We start from the raw sequence: 12,846 nt of genomic DNA on the forward strand, positions 1-12,846 counted from the left end.
TCCTTTCAGTTCAGGTTCAACGCAGAAAGCTGCGCATCGACCTCTGCCCGCCATTCGGCAAGCAGGGTCTCGTTTTGCGTGTGCCGCAGCCCGAAGCGCGAAAGCGTCTCGAAGCGGGCCGAGCCGGAATGGCCGAAACTCGCGGCAACGCGGGGATACCAATAGGCGATCGAGGCCTTCGCCTTCGCACGGCCTTCCGCGTCATCGACAATCCGCACGAGACCGGCGAGCCCGAGTTCGGCATGGCGCATCTCACGCGGCAGGATGGTGCGAAACACTTCGGCAAGCGGCTGGTAGGAGACGCGCGACAATTCCTTCAACTGCACGACGCTCGCCCGCCCCATCAGCACGTTCATGACGACGGCATCCACCCAGCCTTCCACCGGATAGTGGAAGACGGAGAGGCGCATGTCGCTGCCCTGCCGCGCCGCGCCGATATCGGCCTCGCGGGCAAGCCGCACGGCCCAGGGATGGTGCACCGCGTAGCGCCCGCCATCGGCCCCGAAGGTCTCCATCACCTTCAGCACCTGGCCGGCATGGTCGGTCTTTTCCAGCACGATGCGGGCGGCGGAGATGCGCTCCTGAATACCGGGCGCATCGTTGATCGTATCGGCGAAACCGGCGGAACCGGCAAGGTCGCTATCGACGAAGCTCGCCATCAGGCGCAACAGTTCACCCCGATAACGCGGCGGCACATTTGCCGGCGACGTGAGAACGCCGCCCTGCGCCAGGTAATCCTCGATCGGCATCGTATCGGACATGGAAAATTCCCCCTACTGGTCGTAGCTGACGACGATGCGGTCGGTGAGCGGGTAGCACTGGCAGGTCAGCACATAGCCCTGGCGTACCTCGTAATCTTCCAGCGCGTGGTTGGTTTCCATCTCGACCTCACCTTCCAAAACCTTGGCGCGGCAGGTGGAACAGACACCGGCCTTGCAGGCATAGGGCGCGTCCATGGCGTTTTCGAGCGCGGCGTCGAGCAGACTCTGGCCGTGTTTCGGGAACTTGAAGATGCGTGTCGCGCCATCGAGCGTGACGGTCGCCTCGCAGGCTGCGCCCTGGTCCGCGCCGTTGACGGATTCCACCTTGCGGCGGGAGCGGCCGGGCTGCGAGGAGGCGAAGAGCTCGAACTTGATCTGGTCGTCGCGCAATCCGTGCTCGCGAAGGGCCGCGGCGATGGCCAGCATCATCGGCTCTGGGCCGCAGATGAAGGCTGTCGTCACCGACTTCGGGTCGATCCAGCTCTTGAAGAGCGCCGCGCATTTCGCGCCATCGATGCGGCCGGTGAAGAGATCGATATCCTGCGCCTCGCTCTCCAGCACATGCAGCACGGAGAGCCGGCCGAGATAGAGGTTCTTCAGGTCCTCCAGCTCCTCGCGGAACATGATCGAGCTGATCTGCCGGTTGGCATAGACCAGCGTGAAGCGGGCGCGCGGCTCACGCGACAGCACCGTCTTGATGATCGAAAGCACCGGCGTGATGCCGCTGCCGCCGGCAAAGCCGAGATAGTGTTTGGCGACATCCGGCTCCAGCGCAGTGAAGAAGGCGCCCATCGGGGGCATGGCTTCCAGCGTGTCGCCGGGCTTCAGGTTTTCGTTGACCCAGGTGGAGAAGCAGCCGCCATCGACGCGCTTGATGCCGACCTTCAAGACGCCCTCGTCCTTGCCGGCGCAGATCGAATAGGAGCGGCGCAGTTCCTCGTCCTCAAATTTCTGGCGGAAGGTCAGGTACTGGCCCTGCGTGAAATCGAAGACGGCGCGGTCCTCGTCGGACGGCCGGAGCGTGACCACGACCGCATCGCGCGTCTCGCGGCGGATGTCGGTCACGGTCAGGGGATGAAAACGTGACATGCGCGGGCCCTTTCCCGATGGGTCAGATGCACTTGAAATAGTCGAACGGTTCCAGGCAGTCGGTGCAGCGATAGCTCGCCTTGCAGGGCGTCGAGCCGAACTGGCTGATCTTCTCGGTATTCGTCGATCCGCAGCGCGGACAGGCGATCGTCAGGTTCGAGCGGCCCGAAAGCCGGTCGACGCGTTTCATCAGCACGCCATCGGCCGCCGTGCCGTCGATCGGCGGGGCGATACCGTAGTCGCGCAGCTTTTCCCGGCCTTCGGCGCTGATCCAGTCCGTCGACCAGGCGGGCGAGAGCTGGCGTTCCAGCCGCACCTTGGAAAGACCCTTCTCCGCAAGCGCCGTCTCGATATCGAGGTTGATGATCGTGGTGGCGGGACAGCCGGAATAGGTCGGCGTCACCGTCACCACCAGCGTATCGTCCCGCCAGGCGACATTACGGATGATGCCGAGGTCGGTGAGCGAGATCACCGGGATTTCCGGGTCCGGCACGTCCGAAAGCCAGTGCCAAACCTCCTCGACAGAGGGACGGAGTGCCGTCGCCATCATCGCCTCCTACCAGGTTGCGCCCGGATAGGCGCGCTGGAGGAACTGCATCTCCGACAGGATGAAGCCGAGATGCTCGGTGTGAACGCCACGCCGGCCGCCCTTGTGCATGTAGCCGTCGACCGGTTTCTTCAGCGTGCCTTCGGAGAGCGTCTCGGCAACGATCTCGTCCCAGCCGGCCTTGAGGCTCTGCGGTTCCGGAATGACCCCGGCTTCCACAAGTGCCGTATCGACCGCATCGGCGGCAAACATCTCACCCGTATATGGCCAGAGATCGTCCAGCGCCTCCTGCATGCGGCGGTGGCTTTCGGCCGTGCCGTCGCCGAGGCGGATGATGAGGTCGCGGCTGCGGTCGAGATGATAGGAAACCTCCTTGAAGGCCTTTTCCGCAATCTCGGCGATGCGCTTCTCGGTGGAGCCCTTCAGCGCCTTCAAGAGCAGGTAATGCCAGGCATCGAACAGGAACTGCCGCATCAGTGTCTTGCCGAAATCGCCGTTCGGGCGCTCGACCAGCAGGATGTTGCGGAAGTCATAGCCGTCGCGCAGATAAGCTAGGTCATCGGCCGAGCGACCCTTGCCTTCCACTTCGCCGGCAAGGCCGAGCCAGAGTTGCGTCTGGCCGATCAGGTCGAGCGCGGTGTTGGCAAGTGCGATATCCTCCTCCAGCGCCGGCGCATGGCCGCACCATTCGGACACGCGATGGCCGAGGATCAGTGCATTGTCACCGATGCGCAAAAGAAATTCGAGAAGCGCGGCCTGATCGACCGCTGGTTCAAGTGCCGCGGTCGCCATCACATGTGCCCCACTTCATCCGGGATGTCGAAGAAGGTCGGGTGACGGTACACCTTGGAGTTCGAGGGATCGAAGAGCGGACCCTTTTCCGACGGCGCACTGGCGGTGATCTCCGAAGACCGCACGACCCAGATGCTGATGCCCTCGTTGCGGCGCGTATAGACGTCGCGGGCATTGTTGATCGCCATCTCGGCGTCAGGCGCATGCAGGCTGCCGACGTGGCGATGGTTGAGGCCATGCTGGCCCCGGATGAAAACTTCCCAAAGCGGCCATTCGCTGGACATCGTGCTCTCTCCCTTACTCGGCGGCGATTTTTGCAGCGGCGCGGCGGTCGGCAGCCTTTTCGGCATGCGCCGTCAGGCCGTCGCGGAACCAGGCGCCGTCATTCCAGGCCTTCTTGCGGGCATCGAGGCGTTCCGCATTGCAGGGACCGTTGCCGGCGATAACGTTGAAGAACTCCTCCCAGTCGGGCTCGCCGAAATCGTGGCCACCCTTTTTCTCGTTCCACTTGAGGTCCGGGTCCGGCACGGTGAGGCCGAGATATTTTGCCTGTGGCACGGTCTGGTCGACGAATTTCTGGCGCAGCTCGTCGTTGGAATTCTGCTTGATCTTCCAGGCCATCGACTGGGCCGAATGCACGGAGGCATCGTCCGAGGGGCCGAACATCATCAGCGACGGCCACCACCAGCGGTTCAGGGCATCCTGCACCATGGCTTTCTGCGCCGGCGTGCCCTTCACCATGCGCATCAGCGCGTCATAACCCTGGCGCTGGTGAAAACTTTCCTCCTTACAGATGCGTACCATGGCCCGCGCATAGGGGCCGTAGGAACAGCGCTGCAACGGCACCTGGTTCATGATGGCCGCGCCATCAACCAGCCAGCCGATCGCGCCGATATCGGCCCAGGTCAGCGTCGGATAGTTGAAGATCGAGGAATATTTGGCCTTGCCGGAATGCAGCTGCTCGTACATCTGGTCGCGGCTGATGCCGAGCGTTTCGGCGGCACAGTAGAGGTAGAGGCCATGGCCGGCCTCGTCCTGCACCTTGGCGAGCAGGATCGCCTTGCGCTCCAGCGTCGGCGCGCGGGAAATCCAGTTGCCTTCCGGCAGCTGGCCGACGATTTCGGAATGTGCGTGCTGGCTGATCTGGCGCACCAGCGTCTTGCGATAGCCTTCCGGCATCCATTCCTTCGGCTCGATCTTCTGGCCGGCATCGACGCGTTCCTGGAAGGCGCGCTCCACGGGATCCATCTCGTCGAGGGACCGGACGCGCGCGGCGTCGGTTTTCACCATCTGGGCATACATGGTCTTTCCTCCTGGCTAACGCGTCAGACGCGCTCGAGAATGATGGCGATGCCCTGGCCGACGCCGATGCACATGGTACAGAGTGCATAGCGCCCGCCCTGGCGTCGGAGCTGATAGGTGGCGGTGGTGACGAGGCGCGCGCCGCTCATGCCGAGCGGATGGCCGATGGCGATGGCGCCGCCATTCGGGTTCACATGCGGGGCATCGTCCGGCAGGCCTAGATCGCGCAACACGGCGAGCGCTTGCGACGCAAAGGCCTCGTTGAGTTCGATGACATCCATCTGCCCGAGCGACAGGCCGGCACGCTCCAGCACCCGGCGCGCCGCTGGCGCGGGGCCGACGCCCATGATGCGCGGCTCGACGCCGGCCGCCGCCATGGCGACGATGCGGGCCTTCGGCGTCAGGCCTTGCGCCCTCGCGGTTACTTCGCTGGCGATGAGCAATGCGGCTGCGCCGTCATTGACGCCGGAGGCATTGCCGGCGGTGACGGAAAGGTCGGGGCCGTTGACGCCCTTGAGCTTGCCGAGCTGCTCGGCCGTCGTGCCGGGACGCGGATGTTCGTCGCGGTCGACGACGAGCGGGTCGCCCTTCTTCTGCGGCACATGCACGGGCACGATCTCATCGGCAAAAATGCCGGCCTCGCGTGCCGCGGCCCAGCGCGCATGGCTGCGGGCGGCAAAAGCGTCCTGGTCCTCGCGGCTGACGGCAAAATCGGTGGCGACGTTATCGGCGGTTTCCGGCATGGAATCGACACCAAACGCCTTCTTCATCTTGGGATTGACGAAACGCCAGCCGATCGTCGTGTCATAAACGGCATTCGAACGAGAGAAAGCGCTCTCGGCCTTCGGCATGACGAAGGGCGCGCGGCTCATGCTCTCGACGCCGCCGGCGATGACGAAATCACAGTCGCCAGCGCGGATGGCGCGCGCGGCCATGCCGACGGCGTCCATGCCGGAGCCACAGAGGCGGTTGACGGTGGTGGCGGGAATGGAAACGGGAAGACCGGAGAGCAGCACAGCCATGCGGCCGACATTGCGGTTGTCCTCACCGGCCTGGTTGGCGCAGCCGTAAATGAGGTCGTCGACCTTCGACCAGTCGACATCCGGATTGCGCGCCATCAGCCCGGAAAGCGGCAAGGCCGCCAGATCGTCGGGACGGACCGACGACAACAGGCCACCATAACGGCCGATGGGCGTACGGACAGCATCGCAAATGAAGGCTTCGGACACGCGGTTTCCTCCCTGTACCCAGGTCGGCTTGCCTCTCCCGAAACATTCGCCGACCGATCGGTTGGTTATTTACCACCCAATGCATCACAAATCAATGGCAATTTCTCCAAATTCTGTGATGTGTCGTGTCAGCAGCCGGTATTCTAGCACAAACTGGGTTTTTCCGTATGAAAAGCGCCTCAGATGGCGTCGCGCAACAGCGAAAGACGGCGCAGTGTCGCCTCGCTCGCTTCCGGCAACGCACCGTCCGCCGTGACGAAATGGCGGGCCACATGCAGGTCCGCCTCAGGTGACAGGCGAAGGTAGAGATCGCTGAACAATCGCCGCGCCTCCTCGCCCGGCCAGTCGGCCGGCAAAGCCGCCCGCGGCAGGCGCGGATCGCGCAGCACGACGAGGCGGAACTGGTGGACCAGCACCAGCCGGGCGGCGAGGCTTTCGGCCGCACCCAGTCGCGCGCCGCCACCGAGCAGATCGGCAAGCCGCCCGAACCTTTGGATGAAACCCCGATAGGCATGCGCATGCTGCGCGAGGTTCCAGTGATCGGCCGCAAAGGCGCCGAGATCCCCTTCGCCGCTCACGACCTCCGCCCGGAAGAGCACGGCCGGCTGTTTCAAGGACGGCATGGGCCGTGCGCCGACGGCAAGTCTCGGCCCCAGCCGCGCATGGCCGGCGCGCTCCAGCCCCTGCATTGCCTCGTCCGGCGCCGACCCCGTCAACTGCACGAAATGCCAGTCCGCCGGCTCCGGCGGTCCGAACAGCAGCCGGGCGGCCGCGGCAAATTCCGCCCGCGCCGGCGCGGCCAGCCGATAGAAACTACGGCGGCCTTCCCGCTCGCCGGACAACTGGCCGGCGGCGACAAGACGGGAAACCGCCGTCCGCACCAGAGTTTCGCTGATGCGGACGTCGGCACAGATGTCGACGAGATTGCCGGTCCAGACCACTCCCCCGCGCGGCTCCACCACGTCGCCATAGATGGTGACGATAAAACCGGCCGCCTTCAACGGGCATTCCTCGAGGATTGCCTGCAGCTGCGCCGCAAACGATGTTCCGTTCCTGTCATTTCCCGGCAAAAAGGGACCTCGCTCATGATCGTGCCATCGGGCTCTACGGACTGAATAACGCCAAAGAGCCAGGCTGCGATACTCCGATTTCACAATCTCGACCATGAAAGCATGGTTGCAAGGTCGCGATCGCCGCGGCAACGCCTCTCCGGCTGACCCCGCCATCGCAAGACGCCCGCCCCGTTCAAATGGAGGGGACCGGAAACACCTCGAGCAATCGAATCGGCCGTCCCTGCCGCATTCCTCTTTTAGAAAGCAATAAATTTCGCTTCCCGCATTGGCACAGGGCCGATTCGACCTCGTTCATCTGAACGTCTGGTCGTCGGTCCGGCGACCCGGACAATGACAGGCCGACCCTGGGCGCCAATGGCTCCGGGGACAACGACAAAAACACCAAGGGGGTTTTATCGTCCCTGCCGCACGCAGCGCTTTACATCAGGTAGCGTCGGGCAAGCTCCACCGTTCGCTCGACGAACATCGGCGTGAGTTCCTGCGCGGTTTCTGTTTCCCTGCGCGTGTGCACCCAGCTGAGATAGGTGATGCTGCGCAGCAGGAGGAAGAGCGGCAATTGTGCCCAATGGGCATCCGAAAGCGCGCGCTCCGAGCGATAGCCGGCGACCAGCGCATCGCGGACCGCATCATAATAGGGTGTATCGAGATAGAAATAGAGCGCCGTCGCCAACTCGAACATATGCCAGCCGAAGCCGGCATCGTCGAAATCGATCAGTAGCAGCGACCCATCGGCGTGCAGCAGGTTTTCGGGTACGAAATCGGCATGGATCAGCCCGTAAACCGAAGCCCGACGGCCGAGTGCCGCCAACTCAGTTTCTGCTTTGCGGCAGGCGGTCTCGATGAGATCGCGGTGTTCGGCGAGCGCCGGAAGTTCCCGGAATTTTCCCCAGAACGGGTCCTCGCCGATCAATCCGCCGGCATCCCAGGCGTGGCGGGCAAAGCCGTCCGGCATCTGCCAGCCCTCGCCGAAATTGTGCAGCCGTGCAGCGAGCACGCCGGCCTTGACATAGTGGTCGCGAAGCGCCTCTGTATTCGAGGCGCCGATATCCTCAATGCTGCCGATGGGCTGGCCGGCAAGCCACACCAGCATGTCTATCTGCATCACCGGCCTCTCCGGCAGCTCGACCTTCACGAACAGCGCGCCATCGCGCGTCGGAACGATGCCCGGAACCGGAACACCGGCCGTCGCGAGTGCGGACATCCATAGCAGTTCCGACCGCAATTCCGCATCCGAATGATAGCCGGGGCGGTGAACGCGCAGGGCAAAACGCTGTCCCGCATCGTCATAAAGGCTGTAAACCGCGTTTTCGCGATATTTGACCAACGTCATATCCCGGAATCGGCCGGGCCAGCTGGCAAGAGCGCGCTCGGCGGCCTCGTTCATGGCGGCCAGTTGTTCGTCGAGAACATGTGTGTTGGTTTCAGTCATTGTCGGCCTCAGATCCTGGCGATGGCGTCATCAAGTGTCGAAAGCAGCAGATCGGCATTTTCCATTGAGAAGGGCAGCGGCGGCCGCATCTTCAGAATGTTGTCGTGCGGGCCAATCTTGCTGATCAGCACCCCGCGCTCGCGCATGAGATTGATCAGGCGCCGGGTTTCGGCGGCAGCCGGAGCCTTTGTCTTGGTCAGGAATTCCAACCCGAAGAACAGCCCCCTGCCCCGCACGCTGGCGATTCGGCCATGACGCTCCGGAAGCGCGCGAAGACCCTTCTGGAGATGGGCGCCGACCCGGCGCGCATTGCCCATGAGGTCTTCCTGCTCAATGACGTCAAGCACCGCGCTTCCGACGGCGGCAGACACGGGATTGCCGGCAAAGGTGTTGAAGTAGAGCGCTTCGGCGGCAAAGGCGTCGAGATAATCCGGCCGTGTGACCAGCGCGGCCAGCGGGTGGCCGTTGCCGAGCGACTTTCCCATCGTCACGAAGTCGGGAACGACATCGAAAGCCTGATGCCCCCACATGTGATCCCCCATGCGGCCGAGGCCCGGCTGCACCTCGTCGGCGATGAACAGCCCGCCGGCGGCGCGGACATGGGCGACGGCTTGTTCGAGATAGGTCTTCGGCAAGAGCGGCAGGCCCTCGGTCGAAAAAATCGTGTCGAGGAGGATTGCCGCTGGCTTGTAGCCCGCGGCCTGCAACGAACGCACCGCCTCGTCGACGCGGGCCGCGTAGTCCCGCGCCAGCGCTTCCGGATCCGCGTCGGCATGGTGGAGATCGGGGATCGGCACCGCGCGGACATGCGGCCCCAGCGCCTCGGGCGCGGGCAGGCCGGTCGTGGCGGCCGCAAGGCTCGCCGAATTTCCGTGATAGCTGAAATCGCTGACGATGATGCCTTCGCCGCCAGTGATGAAGCGGGCGATGCGCAACGCCAGCTCGTTCGCCTCAGTGCCGGTGCAGGTCAGCATCGCCACGGACAGGTCCGGGTGGAACGTCGCGGTCAGGCGCTCGGCATAGGCCACCACGTTTTCATGCAGATAGCGCGTGTGGATGTTGATCATCCCGGCCTGCCGGCACAGGGCCTCGACGACGTCGGGATGGCAATGGCCGACATGCGGAACATTGTTGTAGACGTCGAGATAACGGCGCCCGCCGGCATCCTCGACCCAGACGCCATTGCCGCGGACGAGATGCAGAGGTTCATCGTAAAACAGCGGCGAATGCCGGCCGAGGACCGAATACCGTCTCTCAAGGAGATCTTTCTGGTTGAGCATGGTTATTTACCTTCTGCGTTCACGGGGCTCCGGCGCCCGTTAGGCGCCGGAGCGGAATTCGTCGGTGATGGCCGCATAGGCGGACGGGCGATTGCGCTTGAGCCAGCCGGCATAAGCGCCGCCCGCCAGGAAGGCTATGACCAGCAGCGCGGGCAGCGACAGGACGGCGGCGTTTTGGAACCCGGTCAGGAGATCGAAATTCTTGACCCCCAGGATAACCGTGGCCGCAAGGCCGAAAAAGCTTGCGAGCGGTGCGAGGACCGTCGTCCACCAGTGCGAGCGTCCCTTGCGGCGAAAATAGGCGATGACGGCAACGCTGGTGATCGCCTGAAGCGCGATGACTCCGATCGTGCCGAAGCCGATGCCGACCGCCCCGAGCTGGAGAAGCGGATCGAGACCGAGGAGAACGGCGATGCCGACAACGGCGACGGTGACCAGGGTCACCACCACGCTCGCGGCATGCGGGGAGGCATGGACCGGGTGAGGACGCCCCAGGAAGGTCGGCAGGCAGGCCTGCCGGCCGAGTGCGAAAATATAGCGGCTGCAAACATTGTGGATCGCCAGATGGGTGGCGAACATGCTTGTCGCAAGGAACACCATCATGACCTTCGTGGCGAAGCTGCCGACATATTGGTTGCCGAGGTTGAAGTAGAGTTCCGCAACCTGCTGCTGCGCCACGGCCTGCACATCCGGGCCGACCGCGCCGATGGTGATCCATGTGGTCATGAAATAGAAGACCGACGTCAGCAGAACCGCGCCGAAGGTGGCAATGCCGATCGTGCGCGAGGGCGAATGGGTTTCCTCCGCATAGAGGGCGGCCGATTCCACGCCGATGAAACAGGTGAAGGCGAGCATTATGGCGATGCCCGGCGCACCGCTCCAGACGGCATCGAGGCTCAGCACGGCGGACGGAAAGGCGGCGACCCCCTTCGTGCCGACGATGCTGACATTGAGCGCCAGTAGCACAGCAAACTCGACCGACAGCAGCACCGCGAGCATCCGCGAGCTGAAATCGATCCGGCGATAACCGAGGAAGGCTGCGACGACAAGGGCGAAGGCTGCCGGCACAACCCAATGCACCTCTACCCCGAAAACATCGGCCAGCGCGACCTTCGTGAAGAACGAGAAATAGCCGACCACGCCGCAAACGAAGACCAGATAAGCAAGCAGCGCCAGAAAGGCCGCTCCCAGCCCGACGACGCCCCCGAAACCGCGGGCAATATAGGCATAGAACGCACCGACATTGACCACTTCCTTGCTCATGGCGTTATAGCCGACCGTGAAGAGGCCGAGAATGACGGCCGCCGCCAGGAAGGTCAGCGGCAAGCCCATGCCATTGCCGAAGGCAAAGGCGACCGGAACGACGCCCAGAACGCCTGCCATCGGCGCGGCAGCGGCGACGATCAAGAAGATCAGGCGAACGGCGCCCAATGTCGGGCGAAGCGACGCGGCCACGTCAGCAGAGGCAGCCGCCGGAGATGTCCCCACGAGAGGGGTGCTCTGAATTGTCATAGATTTCCTCCAATGAGCAGGCGCCATTCTCACGCCATGCCCCGTGATAAAGGTGAATTCGTCTGGATCGGCGGACGCTCGCAGGCCGCAGCCTGCGCGGCAGTACAGCAGCCCGTGCGTCCTTACGCCTTGTCGAGGCCCTTCGCGCCCACCGCGTCGTCGGCCGCGAAGATCGGGCTTTCGGGAAGCGTGCTGCCTCCATCGACGACGATCGTCTGGCCGGTGATGTAGCCCGCGACATCGCTGGCCAGGAAAAGCATGGCGTGGGCGATGTCTTCCGGCGCCCCGAGCCGCCGCATCGGAACGTATTTCGCCATGAATTTCTGCCCCGCCTCATCTGCAAGAAGGTCCATGGCCGGTGTTTTGATGAAGCCCGGCTCGACACCGTTGACGGTGATCCCGTCATGGGCAAGCTCGATGGCGGCCGTGCGAATGAAGCCGTTGAGCCCGCTTTTGCCCGCCGCATAATAGGACGAGCCCGGCATGGCGGCCCGCGGCCCGGTGACGGACGAGGTGAAAAGCAGCCGGCCGCCACCCTGCCGCCGCAGATGCGGGATCGCCGCTTTAGAAAGCCGGAACGCAGCCTTCAGGTTGACACTCAGCGACTCCTCCAACTGCCCTTTCGAGGTCCTCAACCATGCCGCCGGCAAAGGAAGCCGCATTGTGGACGACGATATCGAGACGGCCGGTCCGCGAGGCAGTCGCAGCAATGGCTACATCGATCTGATCCGCATGGCCGACATCCATGACTTCAAGGACCGCCTTGCCGCCCGCCGCAATGATGTCGTCGACGACGGCGCGGCCGGAGCTTTCGGTTCGCGTGGCGACGACGACATCCGCGCCCGCGCGTGCGAAAATCCTGGCGATGGACGCTCCGATGCCTTGGCCCGAGCCGGTGATAAAGGCGGTTTTTCCCGCCAGAGACAGTTCGATCATTTGCAGTTCCCCTAAGGTTCGAGCCGGTATGCCGGCTTCTATGATGGATGTAAAATATTCGAACTTTTTGTCCACTGCAAGAACTTTGCTTCCATAATTGAACTTTTTGTTCATTTACTGGAGAGTCCTCCCCTTTTCGCCGCTTCCCAAGCGCGTTATAGAAGCCTGATGACAGAGCTCCGCCCCTTAAGTCTGCGCCACAAGAATCGACTGAGAACGCGCCAGGAACTGCTGGATGCCGTGCTCGACTTGTTTGCCGAGGGTGGCCTCAGCGTGTGTTCGGTCGAGGCGGCGGCCAAGCGCGCCGGCGCCTCCAAGACGACCGCATATTCCTATTTCCCGGAGGGTCTGGACGAGATGCTGCGCGACATCTACCGCCTGATCGCGCAGCGCGTGCTGGAACAGGCCACGCGGCGGAGAAACGCCGAGGAACGCCCGGAGGCGCGCATTTTCGCTCTCGCGCAGGCGCTTCTGGTTATCTCCTCGGAACCAAAGGTCGGGCGGTTCTACATGATGCTGAGCCCCGCGCTCAGCCCGTTGCTCGAACCCGTCGTGGGCGAAGCCTCCGCCCGGTTCAAGGAGATGATCACAAGCGACCTGATCACCGCCGGAAAGGCCCCGGTGCAGGCGGCCAACTACGCCGTCCTGATCAGCGGCTCCCTGCGGGAATCGGCAACGGCCGTCGCGAAAGACCCTTCTCGCCAGGAACCGCTCGCCGAAGCGATACATGATTTGATCGACGCTATCATGACATCGAGCCGCTAACGGGTTTCGTCGTCCGGATATGCGCTTAACGCCTTCGCCGTGCATAAAGCTGCGAGGGAACGCAGTATCCAACCACAGGCGAATTGCCGCTTCCTTTTTCAAGCCATTCTTTACGTAGATATTTGGCCGGC

12 protein-coding genes and 1 pseudogene are annotated in these 12,846 nt (G+C 63.5%); 1 reads left to right on the top strand and 12 read right to left on the bottom strand.

The window, feature by feature from the left end:
• Positions 1-5 precede the first annotated feature (5 nt).
• The 12 genes and pseudogenes from BPNPMPFG_RS34085 to BPNPMPFG_RS34140 all read right to left on the bottom strand — a co-directional run bounded on the left by BPNPMPFG_RS34085 (position 6) and on the right by BPNPMPFG_RS34140 (position 11,950).
• Positions 6-761, bottom strand: coding sequence for a Phenylacetic acid catabolic protein (locus tag BPNPMPFG_RS34085; protein WP_258597234.1), 756 nt, complete (start codon positions 759-761; stop codon positions 6-8).
• 12 nt (positions 762-773) lie between these two features.
• Positions 774-1,850 carry a 1,2-phenylacetyl-CoA epoxidase subunit PaaE gene (gene paaE / locus BPNPMPFG_RS34090; RefSeq protein WP_258597236.1) on the bottom strand — a complete coding sequence of 359 codons (1,077 nt, stop codon included), beginning with the start codon at positions 1,848-1,850 and terminating at the stop codon, positions 774-776.
• Between the two features lie 22 nt (positions 1,851-1,872).
• Positions 1,873-2,397, bottom strand: coding sequence for a 1,2-phenylacetyl-CoA epoxidase subunit PaaD (gene paaD, locus BPNPMPFG_RS34095; RefSeq protein ID WP_258597238.1), 525 nt, complete (start codon positions 2,395-2,397; stop codon positions 1,873-1,875).
• Positions 2,398-2,406: 9 nt separating this feature from the next.
• Positions 2,407-3,189, bottom strand: coding sequence for a 1,2-phenylacetyl-CoA epoxidase subunit PaaC (gene paaC / locus BPNPMPFG_RS34100; protein WP_413776902.1), 783 nt, complete (start codon positions 3,187-3,189; stop codon positions 2,407-2,409).
• Positions 3,189-3,473, bottom strand: a complete 285-nt coding sequence (paaB, locus tag BPNPMPFG_RS34105) for a 1,2-phenylacetyl-CoA epoxidase subunit PaaB (RefSeq protein WP_113350783.1) — start codon at positions 3,471-3,473, stop codon at positions 3,189-3,191. The genes paaC and paaB overlap by 1 nt, the downstream gene beginning before the upstream one ends.
• Positions 3,474-3,486: 13 nt before the next feature.
• Positions 3,487-4,491: a 1,2-phenylacetyl-CoA epoxidase subunit PaaA gene (paaA, locus tag BPNPMPFG_RS34110; protein WP_258597244.1), complete on the bottom strand. Its 1,005-nt coding sequence runs from the start codon at positions 4,489-4,491 to the stop codon at positions 3,487-3,489.
• Positions 4,492-4,514: 23 nt separating this feature from the next.
• Positions 4,515-5,720, bottom strand: a complete 1,206-nt coding sequence (gene pcaF / locus BPNPMPFG_RS34115) for a 3-oxoadipyl-CoA thiolase (protein ID WP_258597246.1) — start codon at positions 5,718-5,720, stop codon at positions 4,515-4,517.
• Between the two features lie 179 nt (positions 5,721-5,899).
• Positions 5,900-6,721: a phenylacetic acid degradation operon negative regulatory protein PaaX gene (gene paaX, locus BPNPMPFG_RS34120; RefSeq protein ID WP_258597248.1), complete on the bottom strand. Its 822-nt coding sequence runs from the start codon at positions 6,719-6,721 to the stop codon at positions 5,900-5,902.
• A gap of 490 nt (positions 6,722-7,211) precedes the next feature.
• The gene (locus tag BPNPMPFG_RS34125) at positions 7,212-8,222 is read right to left on the bottom strand and encodes a phosphotransferase enzyme family protein (RefSeq protein WP_258597249.1); all 1,011 of its coding nucleotides are present in this window, start codon (positions 8,220-8,222) and stop codon (positions 7,212-7,214) included.
• Between the two features lie 8 nt (positions 8,223-8,230).
• Complete coding sequence (locus BPNPMPFG_RS34130; protein WP_258597250.1) at positions 8,231-9,502, bottom strand: aspartate aminotransferase family protein; 1,272 nt, start codon at positions 9,500-9,502, stop codon at positions 8,231-8,233.
• 39 nt (positions 9,503-9,541) lie between these two features.
• Positions 9,542-11,014, bottom strand: coding sequence for an APC family permease (locus BPNPMPFG_RS34135; RefSeq protein ID WP_258597252.1), 1,473 nt, complete (start codon positions 11,012-11,014; stop codon positions 9,542-9,544).
• Positions 11,015-11,136: 122 nt separating this feature from the next.
• Positions 11,137-11,950 (bottom strand): annotated as a pseudogene (locus BPNPMPFG_RS34140) (SDR family oxidoreductase).
• 168 nt (positions 11,951-12,118) lie between these two features.
• On the opposite strand from BPNPMPFG_RS34140, the gene BPNPMPFG_RS34145 reads away from it, so the two are divergent.
• On the top strand, positions 12,119-12,715 hold the full coding sequence (locus BPNPMPFG_RS34145; RefSeq protein ID WP_258597254.1) for a TetR/AcrR family transcriptional regulator: 597 nt from the start codon (positions 12,119-12,121) through the stop codon (positions 12,713-12,715).
• The last annotated feature ends 131 nt before the right edge of the window (positions 12,716-12,846 follow it).

The organism is Mesorhizobium sp. AR07, from assembly GCF_024746815.1.
Taxonomy (GTDB): Bacteria; Pseudomonadota; Alphaproteobacteria; order Rhizobiales; family Rhizobiaceae; genus Mesorhizobium.